The 24,290-nt window shown below is 48.1% G+C and carries 19 protein-coding genes, 1 tRNA gene and 2 pseudogenes; 13 read left to right on the plus strand and 9 right to left on the minus strand.

Annotated elements, in window-relative coordinates; translation table 11 throughout:
* Positions 1 to 309: 309 nt before the first annotated feature.
* The 9 genes and pseudogenes from FYZ48_RS22960 (at position 310) to FYZ48_RS29475 (ending at position 7,037) form a co-directional block, all read left to right on the plus strand.
* A complete protein-coding gene (locus FYZ48_RS22960) occupies positions 310 to 576 on the plus strand; it encodes a BON domain-containing protein (RefSeq protein WP_187782171.1) in 267 nt (88 codons plus the stop codon).
* A 234-nt stretch (positions 577 to 810) separates the two neighbouring features.
* Positions 811 to 1,053 (plus strand): hypothetical protein, encoded by a 243-nt coding sequence (locus FYZ48_RS22965; protein ID WP_149344717.1) that lies wholly within the window; start codon positions 811 to 813, stop codon positions 1,051 to 1,053.
* Between the two features lie 62 nt (positions 1,054 to 1,115).
* Positions 1,116 to 1,202: transfer RNA gene (locus FYZ48_RS22970), tRNA-Ser, on the plus strand.
* A 134-nt stretch (positions 1,203 to 1,336) separates the two neighbouring features.
* The gene (locus tag FYZ48_RS22975) at positions 1,337 to 2,026 is read left to right on the plus strand and encodes a phage integrase SAM-like domain-containing protein (protein WP_149344719.1); all 690 of its coding nucleotides are present in this window, start codon (positions 1,337 to 1,339) and stop codon (positions 2,024 to 2,026) included.
* 29 nt (positions 2,027 to 2,055) lie between these two features.
* A complete protein-coding gene (locus tag FYZ48_RS22980; protein ID WP_242022745.1) occupies positions 2,056 to 2,613 on the plus strand; it encodes a hypothetical protein in 558 nt (185 codons plus the stop codon).
* A 779-nt stretch (positions 2,614 to 3,392) separates the two neighbouring features.
* Positions 3,393 to 3,548, plus strand: a pseudogene (locus FYZ48_RS29690) (phage integrase N-terminal SAM-like domain-containing protein); the annotation flags it as partial.
* A 248-nt stretch (positions 3,549 to 3,796) separates the two neighbouring features.
* The gene (locus FYZ48_RS22995; RefSeq protein WP_149344725.1) at positions 3,797 to 4,021 is read left to right on the plus strand and encodes a tyrosine-type recombinase/integrase; all 225 of its coding nucleotides are present in this window, start codon (positions 3,797 to 3,799) and stop codon (positions 4,019 to 4,021) included.
* Positions 3,993 to 5,216, plus strand: a pseudogene (locus FYZ48_RS23005) (IS91 family transposase). The gene FYZ48_RS22995 and the pseudogene FYZ48_RS23005 overlap by 29 nt, the downstream one beginning before the upstream one ends.
* Before the next feature lie 540 nt (positions 5,217 to 5,756).
* Positions 5,757 to 7,037 (plus strand): plasmid pRiA4b ORF-3 family protein, encoded by a 1,281-nt coding sequence (locus tag FYZ48_RS29475; protein ID WP_198422262.1) that lies wholly within the window; start codon positions 5,757 to 5,759, stop codon positions 7,035 to 7,037.
* Between the two features lie 283 nt (positions 7,038 to 7,320).
* On the opposite strand, the gene FYZ48_RS23015 is transcribed toward FYZ48_RS29475, so the two are convergent.
* The 9 genes from FYZ48_RS23015 to FYZ48_RS23055 all read right to left on the minus strand — a co-directional run bounded on the left by FYZ48_RS23015 (position 7,321) and on the right by FYZ48_RS23055 (position 22,011).
* Positions 7,321 to 8,235, minus strand: coding sequence for a hypothetical protein (locus FYZ48_RS23015; RefSeq protein WP_149344731.1), 915 nt, complete (start codon positions 8,233 to 8,235; stop codon positions 7,321 to 7,323).
* Complete coding sequence (locus tag FYZ48_RS23020; protein WP_149344733.1) at positions 8,232 to 9,032, minus strand: hypothetical protein; 801 nt, start codon at positions 9,030 to 9,032, stop codon at positions 8,232 to 8,234. The genes FYZ48_RS23015 and FYZ48_RS23020 overlap by 4 nt, the downstream gene beginning before the upstream one ends.
* A 119-nt stretch (positions 9,033 to 9,151) precedes the next feature.
* Positions 9,152 to 10,288, minus strand: a complete 1,137-nt coding sequence (locus FYZ48_RS23025) for a GYF domain-containing protein (protein ID WP_242022750.1) — start codon at positions 10,286 to 10,288, stop codon at positions 9,152 to 9,154.
* A 5-nt stretch (positions 10,289 to 10,293) separates the two neighbouring features.
* The gene (locus tag FYZ48_RS23030; protein ID WP_242022746.1) at positions 10,294 to 11,148 is read right to left on the minus strand and encodes a MotA/TolQ/ExbB proton channel family protein; all 855 of its coding nucleotides are present in this window, start codon (positions 11,146 to 11,148) and stop codon (positions 10,294 to 10,296) included.
* Between the two features lie 67 nt (positions 11,149 to 11,215).
* Positions 11,216 to 12,010 carry a GYF domain-containing protein gene (locus FYZ48_RS23035; protein WP_149344737.1) on the minus strand — a complete coding sequence of 265 codons (795 nt, stop codon included), beginning with the start codon at positions 12,008 to 12,010 and terminating at the stop codon, positions 11,216 to 11,218.
* Positions 12,011 to 12,065: 55 nt separating this feature from the next.
* Entirely contained in the window at positions 12,066 to 14,999 is a 2,934-nt protein-coding gene (locus FYZ48_RS23040) for a hypothetical protein (protein WP_149344739.1), read from the minus strand.
* A 112-nt stretch (positions 15,000 to 15,111) separates the two neighbouring features.
* Positions 15,112 to 17,664, minus strand: coding sequence for a GAP1-N2 domain-containing protein (locus FYZ48_RS23045; RefSeq protein ID WP_149344741.1), 2,553 nt, complete (start codon positions 17,662 to 17,664; stop codon positions 15,112 to 15,114).
* A 26-nt stretch (positions 17,665 to 17,690) separates the two neighbouring features.
* Positions 17,691 to 18,770, minus strand: coding sequence for a hypothetical protein (locus FYZ48_RS23050; RefSeq protein ID WP_149344743.1), 1,080 nt, complete (start codon positions 18,768 to 18,770; stop codon positions 17,691 to 17,693).
* 613 nt (positions 18,771 to 19,383) lie between these two features.
* The gene (locus tag FYZ48_RS23055) at positions 19,384 to 22,011 is read right to left on the minus strand and encodes a GAP1-N2 domain-containing protein (protein WP_149344746.1); all 2,628 of its coding nucleotides are present in this window, start codon (positions 22,009 to 22,011) and stop codon (positions 19,384 to 19,386) included.
* 233 nt (positions 22,012 to 22,244) lie between these two features.
* On the opposite strand from FYZ48_RS23055, the gene FYZ48_RS23060 reads away from it, so the two are divergent.
* The 4 genes from FYZ48_RS23060 (at position 22,245) to FYZ48_RS23075 (ending at position 23,889) form a co-directional block, all read left to right on the plus strand.
* The gene (locus tag FYZ48_RS23060) at positions 22,245 to 22,442 is read left to right on the plus strand and encodes a hypothetical protein (protein ID WP_149344748.1); all 198 of its coding nucleotides are present in this window, start codon (positions 22,245 to 22,247) and stop codon (positions 22,440 to 22,442) included.
* Between the two features lie 260 nt (positions 22,443 to 22,702).
* Complete coding sequence (locus FYZ48_RS29930) at positions 22,703 to 22,921, plus strand: LexA family protein (protein ID WP_149344750.1); 219 nt, start codon at positions 22,703 to 22,705, stop codon at positions 22,919 to 22,921.
* 321 nt (positions 22,922 to 23,242) lie between these two features.
* Positions 23,243 to 23,629, plus strand: coding sequence for a hypothetical protein (locus FYZ48_RS23070; protein ID WP_187782173.1), 387 nt, complete (start codon positions 23,243 to 23,245; stop codon positions 23,627 to 23,629).
* 71 nt (positions 23,630 to 23,700) lie between these two features.
* The gene (locus tag FYZ48_RS23075; RefSeq protein WP_149344755.1) at positions 23,701 to 23,889 is read left to right on the plus strand and encodes a hypothetical protein; all 189 of its coding nucleotides are present in this window, start codon (positions 23,701 to 23,703) and stop codon (positions 23,887 to 23,889) included.
* Positions 23,890 to 24,290: the final 401 nt, after the last annotated feature.

The following is a 24,290-nucleotide window of genomic DNA, read 5'->3' on the forward strand; positions in this document are numbered from 1 at the left end:
AAAACACAGGAACACCTCACTGTCAGAAAAGCCTGGAACGTCGGGTGATCACATGTACGCAACCGGAGCGTGGGGGAGATCTCCCTCCTGACCAGGTCCTTTCGTACCTGTTTTCCTGATTCTAATCCTGATTCCTGACCAGCTTTACGGAACCCTTGCATTCCTCATCTTTTTCCTGATTGGGGAAAAATCAATCAGCCGAACAGTCAAAGAGTGCATGAACTGATTGCACCCATTTCTAACCTCAGGATGAGAAGCATGTATAAGGATAAGGTGAAATTTTTAAGATCCTTAAAGTATTGGTCTCCCATGTCGCAACACATCAGCATTGACCGCGCCCATCAGCTGAATGAGCTGATCAGCCATGCCATATCGCAAACCAGTCTGGCTTCTCGTCAGAATGTGCAATATCGAGTCGAACAGGAACAGGTCTACTTGACCGGGATTGTCAGCAGCTATTATGAGAAACAGCTGGCTCAGGAGTCAGTCAGCCGCATCCAGGGGGTCAGACAGGTCCACAACAGCCTCAATGTGGAACCAGCCTCCCGAGCGGCTCTCAGCGTGGATATCCCCTGAATCCAGCCCCGAGCAATCATGCTAACATGTTCAATTGCAACATTTTGAGCAAAAAACGGGACAATACATCAGGTTACGTCCCCTGACCGTTGTCAAATCCGGGCTGATCTTGTTAGAATCCTCGTTCCTTCGGCTGTCGGCCCTGGGAAGTCAATCATTTTGCGCATAGTAAGGGGCCGAACCCCTTCCAGAGATAAACGGTCAATACTACATCAAAAGGGACATGGGAAGACAATGTCTTTACGCAGAGAACAGTTAGAACGTCAGTTACAGAATGCAGAAGCCGCTATTTCAGACTACGCTAAAGTCCTGGATGAGCAGAACATTCCTGCAGAAGCGCGTAAGAAACACCCCAAATGGCGGCAGATCAACGCTCAGAAAACTCAGGTTCAAAACCGTATCAAATCCCTGAAGAAGATCGAAGACCGGGAAGCTGCGATCAAAGCAGGCGCTTCCGCAGAAGCTGCAGACGAATAAGCTGCCCCGCTTCGAAGTGAATCAAAATATCTGAGTCGCCTCATTACGAGTGCAACTCAACCGGAGAGGTGGCAGAGTGGCCGATTGTGCAGCACTGGAAATGCTGTGTCCCGGAAACGGGACCGGGGGTTCGAATCCCCCTCTCTCCGCTTATTTGATTGCCGTTGAGTTATAACCCTATAACTCAGCGGCATTTGCTTTTTCTGGACCGCTCCAGAGCTTCCCATTTGTGGCACTTTTTGTGGCGTTTTGTGGCAAGGGGGTTCTCTGAAAGGTTCTGTTGATGAAGCAATCATCAAAACAAAATCGGAAGACATCGTTCCGTATCAGCAAAGTCCGCGGCGATCTGCGCAGTAAAATCTGGTATCTCACCTACCAGGAAAACGGCAAACGTTTACGTCCCCGGATAGGTCCTGACAAAGACCATGCGCGTCAGATGGCAGCCCAGATTAATTCTCAATTGGAGTCACACACGTATTCCGTTTTCAATTTTGAACCGGTGCAGATCGATGAATTGCAAACCAGATGGCTCAACCATCACGAACAGGTTCTGCGTTCTTCTTTGCAAACCATCCGGCGGTATCGAGCGGCAACAACACATCTAATCAACTTCGTCAGCGAGAAAGGTGTCGCGTCGAAAACCTCTCAGTTTCAGGCCAGACATGCTGAGGAGTTTGTGCATCACCTGCGGACGATCAAAGTTGCTCCGAATGGACACGAGAATTCTCAAAAACGTCCACTGCTCGACAAAGGCATCAAATACATTTTGCAATGCTGTCGAAGCATGTTTGGTTATGCGATAAAACGACGACATCTTTCTCCGTATGCTGAAAACCCATTCGCCTGTCTGGATCTGGACTGTATCCCAATCGAAAATGCCAAAACGGTTTCCATCTTCGGTCCCGATCAGGAAAAGGCGTTTCTGGAAGCCTGTGACGACTGGCAGTTCCTATCTTTCTCACGCTTATGCTGACGGGACTCCGGCCAGGAGAGCTCACGCACTTGCTGTTACCAGATGATCTCGATCTAAAAACAGGAATGCTCTTCGTCAGAAACAAACCTCATTTAGGCTGGCAGGTCAAAACACGAAACGAACGTGAAATCCCATTGATTGATGAACAGAGAGACGTTCTGAAAATCACAGTTGGTGATCGACTCACGGGGCCAGTCTTCTTGCAACGACGTTATTTATCAGCCTCCGCACGGCCTGAATTAAATGGCCAAACTGAAAAGCAACTCGAAGACTTACTTCAGCGACGGGTAGCTCGTGAAGAGACTGATCTCGGTAAGACCATCAATAGAAGTCGGTGGATGAAACTCTCACGAGCGATCTGTCGCGATTGTGGTGCATTAAAAACCGATCGAATACGAACGGAATTCATCAAGTTGACCAGGCAAATTGACCTACCGCAACTCACCGCTCCCAAATCGCTCCGGCACCTCTTTGCCACGTGCTTACAGGATGGGAACGTAGATCCGTTGATACGTAGTGAATTGATGGGACATTCTACTTCCGCGACGAATGGAGCAAGCTATGGTTTAGGGATGACTGCCACTTAGACTCACTCTCGACCTGAATCAAAACGAAAGCAATTGAAAGATGCTTTAGCATTTCGTCCAGCTAGTTTTTTAGCCAAGACCAGAGGCAAGCTTATGTGATGATTTTGTATTTTACTTGTTAGACCCGAAGTTACATTCATCCTTTGACTTCTTCTGATCTCGTACCGCTTTACTGATTAGGAGCACGTTGCCAGGTGGCCGAACTAAATTTAAAGGACTTGCTGGGGATAAGACAGATATTTACTTAAATTCTATAGTGCATCTGCGTCAAGTAGCTTACGGACAATCTATTCGAGGGCGATCTCGGTTACTCGTTCATTCTTCAAAAGTTCTCCTCATCGAAAGGATATTAGGGACTCTGATAATAATTGGACCAGTTGAAGTTGAACAAAATAGGAAGTTGAAAAATACATTCCACAAACTTTGGAACGAAAACAGGTTACTACAAATATCGTCTTTTAAAGAATTACCGAGAGAATTTTTTTTGAGAATCAATTTCTGTAAAGTTTAGTACATATGAATAAGGAATTATGAACTAAACCGCTTCGCGGTAGGCTTGGGATCGGCAACTGTGATTGATCCCTCCGCTGAGGGCTCGTCCCCCCGGACCGTAAAGCACACGTAGGTACCCCGGTCCGTCTGTACGGCCTGTTCCGAATATTCCGATTTGCGCTTCCGCCATTTGTGAGGCATAGTTTCAGTACCTTCCCGGTCTCTGAAATCTCTGTTTCACGAAAGGTCCAGTGATGACTCCACTGCGGCAGCGCATGATCGAGGACATGGAACTGCGGAACCTGTCCCCGAAAACGATCAAGCTTTACGTCAACAACGTGTCCCGCTTTGCCCGGCACTTCGGTAAAAGCCCGGAAGTCCTGTGACCGGAGGCGATCCGGACTTACCTGCTGTATCTGGTCCAAGACCGGCAAGTCGCCTGGGGAACCTACAAGCAGGCGCTGGCCGCACTGCGGTTCCTGTATCGAACCACTCTTCACCGCGGCGATATCGTGCAGGACGTTCGCTGCCCCCGGCCCGAGCGGCATTTACCCGAGGTGCTGAGTTTTGACGAGGTGCGCCGCTTCTTTCAGGCAGTGCACTCGCTTAAGCACCGCACCATCCTGATGACGGCTTACGCTGCAGGGCTGCGGATTTCCGAAGCCGGCCTGGACAAAGCCGCACGCCGCACATGCTCCGTCACAGTTTCGCTACCCATCTGCTCGAAGCCGGCACGGAACTGCGAGTCATCCAGGAACTCCTGGGGCACGCGAGTCAGCGGACTACTGCGATCTACACGCACGTTTCCACCCACTTTATCGGCCGCACCCGCAGTCCCCTGGATCTGCTCCATGAGCAGGACCAGCCAGCCCCCCCCAGGAGGACTCATGACGCGCCCCCGGTGGGAACTCGCTGACGTCGTGCGGCAGTACGGCGCGGAATACCAGAAGCGATATACTACGTCCGTTGCCCAGAGCCGCGTCATGCGGGCGCTACAGAACTGCCGAACTGCAGTCCTGGGAGGGCATGTGGAAACGTGCCGCTCCTCTGCACATCGACAGATCAATTACAACTCCTGCCGCAATCGCCACTGCCCCAAGTGCCAGGGTTCCGCCTGTGCGCAGTGGATGCAGCGGCGGGCAACCGAACTATTGCCCGTGCCCTACTTCCACGTGGTGTTCACGCTGCCGAACCTGCTGGTGGATCTGACGCTTGCCAACCCGCGGCTGATGTAAGGGATGCTGTTTCGCGCGGCCAGCCAGACGCTGCTGGAAGTCGCCGCCGATCCAAGGCACCTGGGGGCGGAGATCGGGTTCCTGGCCGTGCTGCACCCCTGGGGCCAGACCCTGATGCCGCATCCTCATCGGCATTGCGTAGTCCCTTCCGGCGGACTGGCGCCCGACCGCACACGCTGGGTCGCAGGCCGGGCCGATTTCTTCCTGCCCGCACGCGTACTCAGCCGGCTGTTTCGCGGCAAGTTTTTGGACCTGCTCAGGCAGGCGTTTGCCGCAGGGAAACTGAAATTCCCCGGACAGCTGGCTTCCGCCGCCGCCCCCCACGAATTCAAACGTCTGCTCAACTGGTCCGTGTGGACCGAATGGGTTGTGTATGCCCGGCCGCCTTACGGCGGCCCCGAGTCGGTCCTCAAATACCTGGCACACTACACGCACCGCGTGGCGATCTCGAACAACCGGTTGTTGAACGTTGCAGACGGCCAGGTCACGTTCCGCTATAAAGACTACGCCCAAGACAGTCGGAAGCGGACGATGACGCTCGCCGCCACGGAGTTTCTCCACCGGTTACTGCAGCATGTGCTTCCGGACGGGCTGATGCGGATTCGGCATTATGGCTTTCTGGCCAACCGCTTCCGGGCAGAGAAGATCGCGCTGTGCCGCGGACTGCTGGAAGGGGCGGGACCTCTGAGCGAAAAACGTCCCCGGGCAACGTCTCCGGTTCCCGGGGAGTCGTCTGCCATCTATCCCTCCTGCGGACAGGCCGCGCTCGACAAGTCGCAGGAATTACCCTCCCGCCGGGAGCGACTTCCTGCTCCATGTATGGTTCGTGCCTCGTTGTCGGCCTCCGAACTCTGGGAGGTCTGTGACACCTCATGAACTCTCAGGCAGAGAATCAATTCGTTGTTTCGATCTCTTTTCGTAGAGTGTTCCGGTCGGGGTCTGCGCCGGTGACGGCACCCGTCTTCGGGAGTCCCCGCACAACCGTTCTGGCAATTACAACCCGCCACAGCGGCCTGCCTCGACACTTGAACGAACGATCCCGTCAGAGAATTATGCTTGCAATGAAAGAGAAAACAGATCGCTGTTTTCACCCTGCGGGCATTCAATTCCCATAGTCGAAAAAGCCCCTGCGGTTCAGTCCAATAGATCATATGCCGCGTGTTGGCTCTGAGTTTAGTTGCTTGAATTACCTTGTCTTGACAGGTTCCTACGACAGATGTCATTCCCGGAGCAAGTCGGGGATTTTACGACAAACAAGATTAGCCGTGTTATTACCAAGTTCGTTTTTGACTACGAGGCTTGTTTGCGATAGCCCAAGACTGGCTGATAAAGTTAGTGATTGTCAACTGGTACTACATTGCCGGATTCTATCGTTAGTTGTTAGAACTGAGGTCCGACATCTTCAAGGAAACCATTATGCCTACTAAAAAACAGATTCAACCCGACGAAAAAGTGCCGCTCAAACTGACCACCGCCGAGCGGAAGCTGATTTTGGGTGACCTGGCGTGCGTCGACCAGGATTACGAGCAAATCATTCAGGAAACTCCTGTCGGCAAACCAATAATGATGACCCTCGACGCCCTGAACGACTTCGGTAACTACTTCGCTGCCGAGTTTAACCACTGCGACGACGAGAAGCAGCAAAAGAAACTCAGTAACATTTTAAACAAGATTCAGCATTTGCTTGACACTTACACGGATGAAGAGTCTCCACAGATTTTGAAGATTGAGGACGCATACAGGGAAAAAGTGATCTCAGATCAGGTTGTGGAGATCGTAGATTTTGTCGGTGCGACGTTCGTGGCCGCCGAAAAACTTCGCATTAAAACAAAGCCGCTTGATAACTTCTGGTTGGAACCTGACCAGCGAGATATGCTACTCCTGGTACCCGGTTTGTCAAAACGTATCAAGAACAAACTGGTGAAGGAAAAGCCCCTCACCGTAGTGGAGGTTGCCAAAATGACATTATCTCTGGCAGAGGATCTGCCGAATGGTGAGATACAGAATCAGATTGCACTGCTGCTGATGGCCAGTCATCTGATGGATCGGCTTGAAGAGGGAATCATGGCGAGAGCCGAACAACTGGAGATTATGGAGGCACAGTCCAGGCCGCAGGCAAACCCGGATCTCCTCTATCAGTTCAAGGTCACGCTGCTCGGACTCGAACCCCAGATCTGGAGGCGAATTCAGGTTCAGGACTGCACTCTCGATAAACTACACGAACACATCCAGACTGCTATGGGCTGGGACAATATGCACCTGCACCAGTTCGAGATTAACGGCGAACGATACGGGGACCCAGATCTCCTGGACGATGGTTTCGGTGATTTTGTTTGCTTCGACTCAACAGCCACAACACTCTGTCAAATCCTCCCCAAGACTAAAAAACGGTTTTCCTTCAAATACGATTATGACTTTGGAGATGGCTGGGAACATGAAATCTTTTTTGAGGGGCAGCCTCCGCTGGAAAAGAACAGGAAGTACCCACTCTGTCTGGAAGGAGAACAAGCCTGCCCTCCCGAAGACATTGGCGGAGTCTGGGGTTATGCGGAATATCTGGAGGCTCTGGATGACCCCCAACATGAGCGGCATGAAGAGTTCAAGGACTGGATTGGTCCGTTTGATCCTCACAAATTCGATCCCAAACAAGCGACCAGGAAAATGAAAAAGGGATTACCGGACTGGAGAGAAATGTGAGTTTACACTCAAGTACCTATCGTTAATACCGCTATACCCGCCATCGGTCACGTGGTCCTCGACTTATTTCTTAACCGGACCAAATGGGGTTGAGTATGCCTGACCACAGTTCAATAGTCTTAAGTCGGCGCTGAAATAACTAACACGCGGTCATTCAATCTTCATAGTCGAAAACGCTCCTGCGGTTCGGTCCAACAGATCATAGCCGCATCTTGAAAACCCACGGTAATCACTCTAACTGAACCCTAACATGCTGCAGATGATCTGATTTCTTGACTACAGATTATTGAACATTTTTGGCATTTTGAGCAGGGCCGATATATACTCGCTGATCTGGTGTGTAAGGCTCCAAGCGATATTCAAATCCTTTTTGAACCATCAGTTCCTTTAAAACAGCGAATTCTTCAAATGAATCGGGAGAGACAAATACGGCAATATAGTGCTGGCTAGGCTCGAAGTCAGACAGTCGTCTTTCAAGCGATTCCTGGACGGCGTTGTCGTCTTTCGAGATCTTAAAACCGGCCGAGGAAACAGGTTCAATGTATGCCCCTTGGGGGCCTGTTTTCTCAACCACTTCATTTGTGTTGGGAACATACGTGCCTTCTCCCATCTTTCGTGCGTAAGAAGAGAAATACCCCTCGCGTAGAAAAAACACCATTTCAGTTTTGCTGGTTCTTCTTAATTTTGGTAGCTTAGCAGCCTGGGTTCGCGTTTCCACCTCCGTCCGAAGTCTGCTTAGCAGCGAGTTATATTCCTCTTTCGCCTGGGCGAGTGCATCGGCACTTTGTTTTGACTCTGCAGCTACTTTGTTAATTAAGGTCTGATCTTTGCTGATATTGGCGAGCGCCTGATCTTTGCTCTCTTGTAACCGGGTTAAATCTGCATTGAGCTGTGTCCATTTTCGAACGATCATTTTTGTATCAGAATCGACAAACTGGCTTTCAATGCTCTGCTGTTGATCAATCGCATTTTTGAGCTTCTGGATTCGCTCCTGCGATTTTTGTAACTCGATCTGCATTTCCACTAGCTCAGCCTGTGCCGGCTCGTCGGGTGGAGAGACCAGAGCAGCGTCGCTGGACATGTTGATCAGAATGACAACCAAAATTGAAATAAACAGCACACCCCCAAACGTATTGCAAATCGTATCTAGTAGTAATTCGAGGCTACTGCCCTCACTGGTACATCGCGTTCGACTCATTCTAAGCCACTCCCTGCACCTGTTTGAGGATCGATAGCTTTTTGGTCCGCGGAGAGTAAATCAAAACCTACGTCATAATTCTTTTCTTTAAGGTGAGGCAGTATGGAATGGAACTGCTCTATGCCATCAGGTTTGATTAACAAAACAAAATATTGTGTTGCTGGATTTCTGCCTGTCAGCCAGTCCTTGAATTGGGACACATTTGAAAACTGAGATGGTACCTGAGATTTTCCCATTTCAGCCACACTGATTTTGTTTGCAGCGAGTTCGACAAGCCAAGGCGTTTTAGACGTCCCTTCAGCAGGGTTAAAAATAATACGGTTCTCCTGCTTCATCTTCTCCAGTCGTTCTTTCAAATCCTGGACTTGTCGTTGGATTACTTCCGTTTTATTTTGCTCTGCTCTAATTTGTTCCTGCTGTTCGAGCGCCTTGTTTCTTTCAACTTCAGTTTCCATTTGATCTTGAGCAATACTCGTATTTTCCTTTTGCATGACTTCTGTGAGCTCAGTCAGTTCGTTGATTTGTGTTTGCAATCGAGTAGGGGAAAATCGAGTAAGATCTTCCAACTGAGACTTTCCCGCATTGAATTGTTTTTCCAAATCTTCGACTTCCCCGACAGCATTTTTCAGCTGAGAAATAATCTCACTTGTTCTTTCTCTCGGAGACATTTCCTGGCGTTCCATCATTTCCAGTGACAGAATCAATGTAATCAGAATCATGATGCCAGTAACCGACATGATGATGTCTTGAAAAACAAAAAGCGAAAATGCTGATCTATTTTTACCACGTCGAGACATTGCAGATCTCTAAAATTTGATAAACTGAGTGAAACGGATAGCTATGTTTGTAATCAAGAAAATATCCGGGGATGTGATGACGCAAACAGCACAATCAACTCCACATGCTATCAGGACGTTTAACGAGATAATTTATCGATCTGCATGGCAGGCTCTCCTGTACTGAGGGTTCCTGAAAACTGTCTGTTTTTCCCATCCTCAATGATCCTGACAGTAAACCTGGTTGGATCGGGGGATCCGTGTTGACTGTAATGATGGACAAAGACACGATAGATTCCTTTCTGCATACCTTGGGGAGGCCAGAAAATGTTTTCGACCGGACGAGTTGATTCGCCTCTGACATTCATGTCAACATCCAGCTCGCCCCCATCAGCAGATCGCCTGTGGTCGAATGAAATCCGTTCACCAGAGGGGCATAACACATGCAAATCCAGATCATTTCTGTTATTCCAAATCAGAGAGATCTGAACTTCACCGGTTTTCCCACCCTCGCGTTCAACTCGCTTATTGATTTCCTCGTTATTTCCTGAGACATCCTCATCACGGGGGCTGGCTGTCACCAGTCGACTGGCGGTGAGCAGGTCGGATGCAGGTGGTTCTTTGTCGGTCCTTCCATTTCTCATTTCATTAGGTTTCGACTCCTGGGACACTTCCTGTGATACTTCCTCTGGCGATTCAGCTATCGGCGTCGGGGCTACCACACTGTCCCCGCTCTTTTTCGATTCTGCAGATGACGACAAAGTATCACCGGTTCCTGTCTTTCCCTCCGTGCTTTGCCCCCCTTCAGTTCTCGCTCCCTGGCTTTGTGAGGATGTTGAGCCGGCAACTGTCTCCGGCTGGGCTGGGGCTTTCCATAAAAAGAGTATCAGCAGAAATAAAAACAGCAGCAGACTTCCCCCCACCAGTACGCCGAGAATGACTTTCTTATGACTTTGGTTGCGATGCGCAGTCCTCAGAGGAGGAAGATTTGTATTGTTCGGAGTTTCATCAATGAAATCAACGATTTCAGGACTGATGTCTGATTCCTCTTTGACGGCGTTCGGTTTAACTAAAGAGGCAAGCTCAATTCTGGAACGCGTCAATCGTTCTTTTGAAAACAATTCACGAACAGACTCTGCTCGGACCCAGCCGCTGTGATGCTCGTTTTTGACCAGCGAGCCCGGGGGGATCTTTCCCTTGTTTTTCAGGTAGATCAGTTCATCCAATGAATAAGGACCATATTCTGTTTCATCGGATTTAAAGTACCAGCCGGTCATGTCGCTCAATTGTCATTCTGAGTTTCAAAGGGCATGATGCGAAGTTTATTGACAATGTTCGTAATACAGTATTCAGAACAGGAGTCGAGAAACTCTTCCTCTGATTTTTTCAGGAAGGTGAGTATCAACTGAATGAAAAGGGCTGCGATCAATGCCTGTAAAGTCGTCTCGAAAGCAGTCGCCAGTCCTCCCGTTACCCCTTGTAGTGATGTTTTGATCTGACTTAGTTCTTCGCTGTTCTGAAGAACTTTTCCGAATCCGCCAATTGCTTGAGATAATCCGAGTACCGTTCCAATAAATCCTAAAACCGGAATCGCCCAGATAAAACCGCTCAAAAGAGCGTAACTGGTTTCCATTGAAGATTCATCGTGTACCGCCTGCGAACGCAGAATTTCGTCGACGTCAGTAACTCGTCCCAGGTTTCTCAAATTAGAGAGAGCGATTATGATCCGATTGAATAGTACAAAATGCCTGGGGTCATCAACACATTCATAAATATTATCAATCACTGTATCCACTGTGGTTGATGACAACACAAAACTCGTATCCGAGGGAACGACAATATAAGCCAGACTTTTCTTTTGATAGGAGAGCTTCCGGTACTTAATAAACAAAATCGATAGTGACCAGAATGAAAAAAAACAGATCAGGTACGGAATGAAACCGCGCCTGGTAAACATATCTGCGAAAAACGTTCCTTCCAGAGGAATGAGCAGCGCGTAGAAAACGACTGTCAGAATTACTCCCAACAGAATAGAGAGCAACGTATTGACACGTGTATATCTTCCTCCTTTGAAAGCGAAACGCTGTTCTATATCCTGACGTGACCAGGAAAGGGGAACTTCAGTGGTAATAGCCAACAATCCTCCCGGAATATTTTTATGTAAAGCTTAAGTTGTTGAATTGATGGAGCAGACAATGATAGAACTACGAACTCGCCGCGATGACGCCGATTAGCATTAGCACGAATAGAATAATAATCACGATCAAACAAACGAAAATAACTCCATATCCCAGCATCAGTCCTGCGATAGCCATACCACGACCGCTGAGTCCTCCTTCCGCCTGTTTAATCTGTTTGAGAGCGACATGACCAAAAATGACTGCCAGGATACTCCCTAACAAAAACAATACATTGAAACCGACCAGTCCCAGAACCAGACTGGCGACGGCCATGGGGGCTGTTCTCGTAAATTCAGAATGCCGGGGATTATTCACCTCGACAGTATCTACCACTGGAATAATTTCAGATTTAGGCATTGAAAATAAACCAGGAATTTCACTGCCTAATTCCCATTCATTCATTCCTTCCTGACATACATAATCGTTCGGTTTCAGGGCACCGGATGAGGCCAATGACTGAAGCTTTGAAAATGAAACTGGTCCCTGACTTTCTGAATCTTGTGAATAATACCAGTTTTTCTGATCGGTATCTGCTGCTTCTACTAGCTCATATGAATCACTCTTACGGGGAGATTCTGTCAACTCGTCTTCTGCCTCAAATTCTAAGACTGTTTCTGTTTCCTGCTTCTTACGGACTTTGGGCTGCACTGAAGCTGGAAACAAGTCAGGACGTGAAGAGGCGCGAATCCAGTTGATACCATCTTCGGATATTTCATTGTGCCGTCCAAAACGACCACGATTCGCTTGAACCCTGATCTGCTCAGCAGTGAGTGGCCCTTTTACATTTCCACGAATTCGTATGAAAAATTGATCTGACAAAGTATTCTGTCCTCATATTTTAATTTGGTCAGTCGGATTTCAACTGACGTGTCTTCTAGTCTGACTTCTCCGCATCTTTTACATAAAACACAGGACGGCCTTCCTGTAAAGCAGATGAAGGTCCTGAAAGGGTGACCTTACCTTTATGAACTTCTCCAACCTTTACGATTTGAACTGTTTCAGACTTAGGGTAGATGGCAAATAAATTCTTGTTTTCCGACTCATCAGGTACCGTTTTTGTTTTACAGACCCACTTTTCCTCTGCTTTATCTTCAATCATCCAGCCATACCATTCATATTGGTTTGCGAGAACAGGATTCTTCCATTTCGCTTTATAAGCTTCTAATGATTTGAGAGCGGTTTTCGGGTGTTCCATTCTGTCCAGAACTCGTATTGCTTTTTTTCTGGCGAGATTGCTGTGGATGTTTTCTGGATCGATCCAATTCACGGTGAAATCAAGATTGGAATTCGCTATCAGATTCATGTGGGAAGTAAATTCCTGCTTGATAAACAAGCTGCCCTGGGATGCCACTTTTAAGATACTCTCGATCAACTGAAGTTTGAGAACCGGTTCCATCTCGGTATTATCAAACAGCAATACCAGGATCTCGATGAAAGTCGTCTCCCATCCTTTTCGATCAAGTTCGGACATCAGATCCTGTGCTGACGAGCTGAATACTGCCTGTGGCGCAGCATAATTAACTTTTTCACTTTGGGGGGGATATTCGATATTTTCTTTTTCAATACGTTCGACACCACCAATTTTGACTAAGTCGAACCCTTCCAGATAATTAACCACAAGCACCGAGCCACTTGATCTGGGTGGTTCCTTGCAATAGTACCTTTTGCCATCGATTGTTCTGATCATCAGCAGGTTGGCAACAGTTTCATTGTTGAAAACATTATTTAACTGATTTTGTAACTTCTCGCCGCTTTCAGAAATGCGATTATTTACGGAGTGCAGCATGTCGACCAATGGTTGAATGCTTTCTGCAGTTGGAAAGCTTTTATATTCTTCCTGTGCTTTTCTGGCTTCGCTTTCCCAGACCTTTGATTCATCTGCGGAGAGTGTCCCGAAATCAGTTCGTGTGCTGCGATCGATAAACTGATTCCAGGCATTGACCCCAACCCAGACTGAAAACTCGTCCTCGAGGACCTGCTGAAGGGCTTTCCCGCGAGCCGTTTGCCGAGCATGAGAATACTTCTCCAAGGCTGACTTGTACCTGTTGCGATCTCCGATCGCATCTGTAATCTGCGACAGAGCCCGGTTCTCCCGCTGTTTTTCCAGCGTGGTAGTAACCATGGAATTCAGGGAGTTGATCAACGGAGGTACCAGGACCGCGTATTCCGCACTCACACGGGGGCGGTCATTGAGCTCGTTTGCCTGTTTTAAAAGATTTTGCAGTTGAGTGAGATTTTCCTGGTCAGCATCAGCCATGCTTGATTTTAAATTGTCTAAATCTGCCCTGAAGCGACTATCTACCTCTTCCTGCATTCCGGACTGTTTTTCATTCACCTTACGCGTCAATTCAAGAATCTGACCATACTCTGCATCGGTGATGGCGACTTCTTTCGCTTCTTCCAGGCGTTTCAGGGCGGCGGGCATATTCTCCCAACTGGCGTTCAGGACACCCCGGGCGCGAGCGTCATCAAGGATATTTTGAAATTTAACTTGCCGGCCGCTCTCTGCTTCAATCGCAAGCTTCATCTCTGCCTTGAGTTTCCTGATATCAGGACTCTCCGCAACTCTCTGATTCTCTGATTCCAGTTGTTCGAAGTAATTGGATACTTCTTTGAAATTTCCCTTCTCCCTGGCAGACTCAATCAATTCGGTGGCAGCAGCCACTGATGTGGCCAGTTCTTTGTTGTGGATCTGTCTGACGATCAGGTAGGATATCCCGGCGCCGATCAATAAGACTCCCATGGCAACACAGGAAATGATTAACCGCCCTTTCCGCCGAGCTGCGAGTTCCTGGTATTCGAGGCGTTCTGAAAGTCGCCGATGTAGTACGTCCGGAAGCGCTCGATCATTTTTGACAGCCTGATAATAAAGTCGTTCCAGTTCTTCTTTGGGGAGCTCAGAATCTAAAGCCTGTTCCAGCTGCGAAAGTGCTGTCTGATAGTCTCGCTCCTCTTGCTCCTGCTGATCTTCCCGATCCAGCCATTCCAGAGCTGGCCCTGCCAGTTCCCATAACTGGTCGTCGTCTGAGAGATTGGCAATCGGAACCAGAGCATTCCAGCGCTGACGCAAACTGCGCGCGGTCTGAAGATTAAAATCGCTGAAAGCCGTCGTCAGGCCTTCTTCGATTGCTGTCATTTCTTTGCGTGCCTCTTTGGCGCGCAGCTGCGCATGGGCGGCGGATACCTTTGAAATCAGTTTTTTCGGAGGTCTTTCCAGCCAGTTGGGATCGAGCAGTTCCTGTTCCAGCTGAGCCAGCTGTTTTGAGTCCAATTGTTTTACTGCCGTATTCGCTTCATCTTTAAGCTGATTCTGACGCGCGCGTTCGAAAACGTGCAGATCGTCTTCCCAGATCGGGTTGGTCTGGTCAGCCTCTGCCAGCCGGCGCAGAATCCCAATGCGGGTTTTTAAGGGACTGCGTGCCAGGGCATGTAATCGATTTAAACGCATCAGACCATTTAACGGCTGCTCTTCTGAATACGCCTCGTTAAGATCAGCTGCGATATCAAGTTGTAATTCCGGAGGAGCCGGCAGATCGAATTGGGAGATATAATCGACCCAGACCTCACGCCCGGGGAAATCCAGAATCGCGACGATATCCAGCAGATTCGGGACGATTTCACACTTTCCCAGCGCCTCAGTCCGTAATCCCTGGTGTAGAAGGTTTTCACATTCCCGCAGCCGTGCATTGGTCTCTTCAACCGCGCTGACGAATCGTCCCTCTAGGGACTCCAGTTCTTCCTGTTCCGCATCAATGTCAGAAGACAGGATCGACTGGATCTCTTCAATAATACTTTGCTGCTCTCTCATTACTTTAAGTCCCTGACGGAATCTTTATATCGACTCAGGTGTTGTAACTAGTTCCTTCCGAAACCCAGACCCTGGTCGGCTGGGTGTCAAAAGCATTCGTCAATAATAGAAGCTAATGCTGATGACTACTGGGGCTGGTTGTGACTATTACAACCTTCTTGTCTTTGATTCTTATAAAGAGCTCGTAATCGATCGTAACCTGCCGCTCGAGTTGGTCGAAGAGCTCCAGTACTTTGTTGCATAGCAATTCGTTATTAGAGAAAAATGAAATTTTATCCTGAAGCCTCATTTTGGTCATATTCATATTAGTTAGTATGCTCGCTTGATTTTTCAGAAACTCCTCGCCTGCCTGAATCGAGGGGATTTTATAATGCTTGAGTAAATATTGAACTCTTTGATTTTGTTGTGCATTACCTTTAGGAAGGTTTGGGTCGGCTTTAATATTTTTGAGATTCTCCTTAATAGCCTTCACTATATTTTCTTGCTCAATAATTTTCTTTTCATGATTTGACAAATCAGACTTTGTCTTATTGATTAAACTTTTGCATTCTTTTTTCAGGTTATTATTGATATCCGGAATAGATGTTTTTGCATTCCAAGGAATTTTTTCCATTCCCTTAAGTTTTTTTCCAATAGCTTCTGCCTCAATAGTTATTCCACTTTCTACACTTCTCTCCAATCTTTTAAAGCTAATAATTAGGTCAAGGAGCTTTTCTGTATCGTCTTCACTTATAGGGTTGAAAATACTGATCCTGTATTCGCTATTATGTTTAATAGTATTTTGCGTAGGAATTTTGAATTTGCTGAACCCTTTCAAGCGTTCTTTTGAAAGACCCTTAGCAAATAAATCGAGCTGTATATTACCTATAGGAGGGAGTGGACCAGCTTCCGACGGAAATTGGACTTCTGTTAATTTTCGGGGAGAGGCAAAACTGAGTTGGATCGGTTTTGTTATGACTGGTTTAGAGAGTTGGCAATATACTGTTTCACTATCAACTGTGATTTTCAATAGGCAATATTTCAGGCTGTACCCTAATTCTGGAGGTTTTTCATCCCAACCGAACGTTAATGAATTTTCAACTAACTGAAATTTACCCACAACGCTTTCACCAAATCCATTCTTGATCTTTTTAATTACAGCCCATTGATTTGGTTTATCCGAAACTGGTTTCACTAAAAAATGGCTACCATTTCCAAGTACGATCTCACTCCCCAGAATTGAAAGCTCACACTTTTTTACATCTTCTACATATATTTTTGTCAGTTCACTTTGATTGTTAGCACCGATGTTTTTTGCAAGTGACGGCAAAGGAAGCACCCCGTGGTGTTTTATACGAACATCATCCAGCGGTCTTTTCTTTGGTGGTGTTTTTTTCTTCTTTGGCTTTGGTTCAGGCGTCATCTTGGTCTGAGTAACCGAAACAAGCTCTTCGGGATCTTCATTCGGTGTCAATGGTGGGGCAGACTTCTGAGCCTGCTTCACTCTGGCTTGCTGAATCTTCTCAAGATCTTCTTTATTCTTCTTCCTTGGTGGTGGCGTTTGTGTTTTGGCAACTTTTTTTGAGACATTGTTCTGCCCCGGCATCATCAGGTAGCCAATCCCCGCACTTAAAAGTAGGAGCAGTATGACTGCCGCCCCCATGAGTAGTTTCCGGCTGTTTTTCTTTGGTTTGCGGAAATGTTTCTCCAACGGGGGAGGGCCGGGAGTTCTCCGCGTTTTCTCAAGGGGAGGAGGCACCGGTGGAGTCGACTCGGGGATATCGGGAAACTCTGCAGTCGAATCATGTTGTACAGCTTCTTGAGGTGGAATCAGTGGTGCTTCACGAAATGAGACGACCGGTTCTATCTTCTGCTGTTGAGGAAGATGCCCTGTCCTTGCGGCTTCGACCAGTGGTCCTTCCGGAGCGGTTCCCAGATCAGCACAGAGGTCAATTAAATGCATCCGCGGATTACGCCTGGCAGCGTCTGCTTCGGGAGTACCATCCAGCACAAAACGCCACTGACAATCCACGCCCGCGGGCAGCTTTGTAAAATAGGTGCTGAAGGTGACATCCCAGCGTTTCTTTTCCGGCAACAGCTGTAAGGCTTCGGCCACCAGAGCCAGCATGCTGCTGCCGGCTTCGACGGGAAAGATAATTGTCTGTGTCTGATTTTTGCCTTCTAAAGCGGATTGTGCCAGCACACCTGCCCAGCCCGCATCGCACCAGCGCGACCAGCTGGTACACTGGGTTAGCGGAGGATGGTCGCTGCTTAAATGGTGGCAGTTCATCTCAGTATAACGAGTCTGAGAGTCCCATTCTTCGACACAGAACCCAGGCTTCTGCAACTGGTAAGCAGGGCCTGCGGGGGGACGTTCAGAACGCGTCAAAGCCACATGGTGGGCCAGCTTGTTGGTACGCCCTGTATAGTCCTGGCCAGCATCGCAGATACGGGATAAAACGGAATACTCCTGACCGCCGACCGTGACCTTCAGGTGGGAGTAGTTAACCGGATTCAGATGCGAGTTTTCGTCATGTACCGCAAATGCGTGGCGGTAGCCGCTCAGGGATTCCAGGCGTTCGGCCAGATTCCGGGCCATTCCCTGGGTGGCGATCACGGTACAGAAACCACGGCTGCCAGGCTTCAAGCCTTGAGGGGCGGAGGTGTAGACGATCTCCTGACTCATGTTAGCGAATCCCTGAATAAACGCGGCTATGAAGGTGAGGAAGAGTGGTCCTTATCGGACGTCTTTTGCATGGTTGACGACGATACTTTCTTTTTTTGTTCCCCATTTTTAACCGTGGCTATCAGGCCAGGTACAGAGCGGTGGAGGGCATAGAGCATGGGAATTTCAATCCACATCGATTTGATATCCCTGGGACGAATACCCAAATAGCCTGATTCTTCAATCAGTTCTGGAGCTTGTCCTTGAGCGCTTGCCGGAATGTAGATTACATCTGACGAAAAGCCTTCTACAGCAGAGACCATTTCTGGAGCATACTTTGATACAATTTCTCGTACCTGCCTTGAAATATTGCGCAACTGCTTTAGATTCAGCCCCTGATAAGCAGACTGCGTGGCACTGGTTACCCACTCTTCCTTCAAAGGCTTCCCACTGGCCAATGAGCACCAGGCATCATATTTTGTGACCACAACTACCAGGGGACGATCATCCTTTTCATGCGCCGGCAACCCCTTATAGTTTCGGATCCGGTTTGCCGCTTCCTGGAAGATCAGGTCCTGACGATTACTCCAGACATTCTTCAAAATCTGTGGATCCTGGCTTTGATCTTTACAGGCATTTCGGAACTTGGGGTGCTGTGTCGGATCAAACAAAAAGAGAAGAACTCGCGATACCGCCAGATGCTGAACCGGTCTGTTTGCATTTTCATTTCCCGGAAGAAAATGTTCGCCCGCATTGTCATACAGGCATAAGGCACGTGCGAGTCGTCTGCTGTGGGCACCATACTGGTGTCCCGCTTCTGGCTGGATGGGAAATACAAATGGTTTCGGATATTGCACAGTTCTCCCAGATCCATAATTGACTGTCTCGTATAATTCCCCGCCTTCCAGTTCGGTTTTTCGGAGCGCAACTAATTTATCGTCGTCAGAATTGAGAAACAGTTCTTCTTCATAATTGATTAAAAGCTGGTTAGCTTCAGGATCTGCATCACCAAAACTAAGGCCGAACTGACTGCTCAATATCGATCGGAGTTTCCAGGTCATGGCTGCCAGAAAATATGATTTCCCTGAACCGGGGGCACCCAGAATTGAAATAAAGAATGGTTCCATTTCCAGTAGTTGTCGGGGGATCAGCAGGTGACATTGGGGGCAGGCGAGCTTACTGCACGGGACCCCCTTAATATCCAGGGCCTTCCCCTGGACATTAAAACGGGTGGGGAGAAACCGCTGTTGAGCATCACTGCCCAGAAGGGGATCGCCTGTCAGATCTGAATGGGCCGCCACCCAGAGTATCTCTTCAGGGGGGAATTCACTCCAACAGTGGGGACAGATGACTTGTTTTAGCAATGTTTGAGCTGTTTTTTGCCCACGACCCGTCGACACAAATTTTCCCCCTCTGAACGATCACTCAAAGGAAACTTCCCCCCGACCATTGATATAGAAATCGTAATAATTAACGTAAATCTACCAGGATAAATCTGGCTACGGGGTGAAACAAAAGTCTCCAGTGACATATATACTAACATGCATGTCCATCAGAAACGAGAGTTTTGATTTGATTTTCTGGGGATGTGTTGCGTATTGATCATTCCAGGTAGAATTACCTGATTTTTGTGCAAATCAGAACAATTAAGTCCTTTCTCAGCTGACAGGAAAGAACTAAAAAAGAATCACCGGAGCGAGCCTACTATCTGTGGATGTTCCATTTTTTGATCTTCTTGATCTAGTTTCTTTTATCAAACTCATTTATCCAATACTCAATGGCCTTGGGATCATCAGCATCAGAGGGATTAGAAAATCGAGATTTTGTGTGTTGCTTTCGGGTAATTCGTTCAAGGTTCCAGATTACAAGGGCTCTTGATAAATAATCGCCTACTTTCAATTGTTGGCTCCCATATTGCAAAATCTTCTCGAAATAAATGTCGCGTTTGATATTTTGCAAAACCGATTCTGCTTGAACAGTTCCACCTTCATCAAAGGTGTCTTTTTTTAACCGTGTCGTGTCTCCGCGAATCAAGTCCAATAAATTCTCTGCGGTTTGAAGGCGGCTCCAGGCATCCTCTAATTCTTGGGGTAGCTCTGGTTTCTCTTTTTTTTCCGCTTGCTCCTTCTCTGCATGATAGGCCTTCAGCTGATCCTCATACTCTGTTCTCAATTCGGAAATTCTGGGAATTGATTCTTCTGGTGTCAGCCGTCTATTCACCGCCTGCCAGACCTGTTCTTCCAATTTTTCCTGAGCCGCTTGATCACTCTCGGGTAGGCTGACCAGTTGCCAGTTCAGCACGTCTATAAACTCAGGCCATGATTCTGCCAGTTCTTGATCATTATCTGATTGCATCAGTGCCTGGACCACAGGGTCTACCTCGCCTAGCAGTCCCAGCCCCAGGGCAAGTTGGGCTTTTTGCTGCCCCTGAGCCTGATCCAATTTTTTCAGCATAATCCGTTTCAGGTTGCGATAGTATTTTTCAGATCTCGGATCAGAGGATGCTGCATTTTCTGAAGACAGGGCTGAAATGATTTCCCGCGAGAAAATTAAATTGCTCTTTGCCTGTTTCACTGCGGCTTCATATTTTCTGTCTTTCGACAAGAACTTGTTGTTTGAACTGAGAATAATATTACCCTTTTTCTTGAGATAATATTTCTGTTGTTCCTGCTGGCTAACACTGGGAGCCAATGGGACAATCACGTCCAGTTCTGCAGGGATATTTGAAGGAAAGCCAAGAGGAATCATTTCGACCTGATCTGTTTGCCCCGCGACATTTACGTTGATCTTATGAGGTTCCTGCCCCCGGTTCAGCAAAGTGATCCGACCAAATCTCAACGATATGGTGGGAATTGCTTTATTGCCTGTTTTCGCTCTCTGCGCGGATATGGGTAATTCGATTTCCGATTTCTCGTGGACTGTCAGTTCCAGTCGACCCGGAAGATGAATCGTCACATGGGACATAGGCAGCACTAACAGCTTGCCTCCAGTGAATTGAGGGGACGTACCGTCAGCCTCTTTCTTGTTACGAGCTTTCGTTAAATCTAAGTCCTGATGCTTACCAAACACGAGATAAGTATCGCGCATCTTAACTTCCTCGACTTCCCGAGGGGGGCCTGTTGTTTTTGTGACCTCCACCACTTTGGGTTTATCCTCAGCCTGTGGAGGCTCTTCGATGGTCGGTGTTTCAACCTTAGTGACGGCGGCTAGATGTTGCATTTTTTTCTCAGCCGCCTCTGCCTGGGCTTGCTCCATCTCTTTTAACTTTTGTTTGTTCTTCATTTCTGGTGCTGAAGTTGTAGTTTGGGCAACTTTTTCCTGATCATTGTTATGACTTGGCATTAACAAGATACCTGTTCCCACAATCAACAGCAGAAACAGAACCACGCCTGTGCCAATCAGAAGAGACCGGCCCCGATTCGATTTCGTTTTCTGAAAATGTTGCGCCAGGGGAGGAGGACTCGGAGGGCGTTTGGGAGAGGCAGCTGCCACTGGTGATGCTGATGTCGGGCTAGAATCAATGTCTCTGGTATTTTTTACCGCCTCAGTCGCCTGCTGTTGTGGTAGTTGCCCTGTCCTTGCGGCTTCAATAAGTGTTCCTTCCGGAGCGGTTCCCAGATCAGCACAGAGGTCAATTAAATGCATCCGCGGATTACGCCTGGCAGCGTCTGCTTCGGGAGTACCATCCAGCACAAAACGCCACTGACAATCCACGCCCGCGGGCAGCTTTGTAAAATAGGTGCTGAAGGTGACATCCCAGCGTTTCTTTTCCGGCAACAGCTGTAAGGCTTCGGCCACCAAGGCAAGCGTGCTGCTGCCGGCTTCAACGGGAAAGATAATCGTCTGTGTCTGATTCTTGCCTTCTAAAGCGGATTGTGCCAGCACACCTGCCCAGCCCGCATCGCACCAGCGCGACCAGCTGGTACACTGGGTTAGCGGAGGGTGGTCGCTGCTTAAATGATGGCAGTTCATTTCAGTGTAACGGGTCTGAGAGTCCCATTCTTCGACACAGAACCCAGGCTTCTGCAACTGGTAAGCAGGGCCTGCGGGGGGACGTTCAGAACGCGTCAAAGCCACATGGTGGGCCAGCTTGTTGGTACGCCCTGTATAGTCCTGGCCAGCATCGCAGATACGGGATAAAACTGAATACTCCTGACCGCCGACCGTAACCTTCAGATGGGAGTAGTTGACCGGATTCAGGTGGGCGTTTTCGTCATGTACCGCAAATGCGTGGCGGTAGCCGCTTAGAGATTCCAAACGTTCTGCCAGGTTCCGGGCCATCCCCTGGGTGGCGATCACGGTACAGAATCCTCGGCTGCCAGGCTTCAAGCCCTTAGGTGCGGAGGTGTAGACGATCTCCTGGCTCATATTTCCGAATCCTGGATCTGAGTGGCAAAATGATTAGGTAGGCTTTCAGTATTTATTGAAGCAAATTTATAAGTCTGACTCGCATCACGCTTTCTCACTGTCCTCAAAATCAGGAGTTTTTATACTTCCTGAAGTAAACAGAACCAACGCAGGACAAGACTTACGTATACACTACCATAGAATCGTACACCCTCTCAAGTGGCTTGTGAGAAGGAGTGAGCAATTCTTAACTGATGCCTCATTCAGAACTGACAGTTGGCTACTTTCCAGATATCGTGGCGACGATGCAGAACGCTGGAGTGGATGATCTACAACGTCCACACCGGGCGATCGTCGAAGGGGCGATGTCCCTTGGGCGAGGCCGGTGTCAAGTCGATCACGAAAGCCTGGAAGCCACCTCCGATCGGGATCTACACCCTGGTCTCGATTGATCATAGGGTACCGGAATCAAAGCATGTATGGCGGACGTTTGGCTTCCACGATTTAACGGCCAGGTGCACTGATGAAGGCGGCCGTCCGGACGCAAGGCCAACTGAGGGTGACGACCAGAGTCAAGGAAAAGAATGCACTACCCGGAGAATGCATTCGAAATGTTATTCAACTTAACGATTTCGCAGTTACACGAGGTTTACTCTGATATCAACAGAATTGATCCTTTTCGTTTTCCTTTACCCGGTCGCTATCATAATATATGAGAGACTGCTTACGAAAAAAATTAACTACTCGACATAAACAGATTCTGAGTTTCATTCGTGTCTTTAAAGCGAATTCTCGTTTGGCACCCTCTGTTCGGGAGAGCGGAAACTCGCTGGTCATTAAATCGCCGACCGGAGTCTATGGTCTGTTGAAAGTCATCGAAGCGAAAGGTCCACTGAAAAGAAATGTTTTATGTCGCGGGGGATTGAGGTGATCGAAAATCTTCGATCTCATTTTTTGTGGTGAAATTCAATAGCCGACCTGATCAACCAATGTCCGGGGCTTGGAATGTTCTGGACTTTTTAATGCACAGGACGATGTCAGTTTTGTCCTGGTAAATGATGTTACCCGGTCTTTATGCTTATATATACTCATCCCGATTACGTAATACGTAATATGACTGTTTAAGTGATTCAGGGATTTCGAAAAAAGTTTATTAGACACATTAGTAACAAGTATGGGTAATGAATATAGTTGGAATAAGCTCTTGTAAAACTCCAATGCAAATCTCACAGATGCAGATTTGCGGAAGCTGTTGGCAGCCTTGCCCGATCGCATTCGTTATGTGTTTGATGCCACAGCTCGACAGGTGATCGAACTCAGGCAGGCCCTTGATCGGTACACACAGACTCTTGAACGTCGCCATGCTGGAATCAGAGCAGCTGATCTTGTAGCTCGGATTCTTGGGATTCCTGGCGATCCACGAATCAATCAACAAGACGCTGATGATCGTTCAGCAGGCTATCCTCTAAGACGCTTTGCAGAGTCCGGGTTATTGCCTGGTTATGAATTCCCGTCCGAGCCAGCAGCGCTAAGGTTACTCGGAGATGAACATGAAGAAGCCCCATTTCCGTCACTCGTCGTTTTGGTATTGGGCAATTCCAACCTGTCACCAAGACTTCACGCGACTCAAGATGCATAAATACCAATCGATGAGCCCCGCAGCGTTGCAGCTCGACTCGTGTAGAAATCGCAGGCCTAGAGTGTTTTCGCATGACTTTTGCGAAACTGGTCCCAGGTGCCGGTACTTCGTTTCGGACTCGGCTCGATCCCTGCTTCCTTGACGAAATTTTTCGCCGTCTGAAGACAGATCCGGGTAATACCGAGTTTCTGAAGTTCCCCCAGGATGCGAATGTGGCCAAATCCCGTTTCACGGGCGATCTTGAGAACCAGTTCTCGTAGTACGGCACTCTTTCCTGGCCGACCGACAGCTTTTTTCTCCGGGTTTGTTTGTCTTCCCGTACCCAGCGATGAAACGTCCGGGGAGTGATGATCGTGATCAGTTCGTTGATTACTTTTCCGAGCGACTCACCATATTTCAGGAACTGCGAACGTTCGTGCGGTTTTGTATGAATCTCTCCTGCGGTACGGTTTCGCAAAATCCGGTTCTCATTTTTCAAGCAGGAGGACGTATTTGGCCAAGAGGCTGTTGGAATCAGTCGCAATCAGTGTCAGCAGGGGATGAAAAAGTTGGTTCATTGTAGTAAAATCAGTCTCGGTGGTAACATGCTGTAAAATAAGGAGATGTCACTTTATTTGTACCCCGCTGTGACACTTTCACATTCGATGGACGGCCTCTTCAA

This window comes from Gimesia chilikensis, assembly GCF_008329715.1.
GTDB lineage: Bacteria > Planctomycetota > Planctomycetia > Planctomycetales > Planctomycetaceae > Gimesia > Gimesia chilikensis.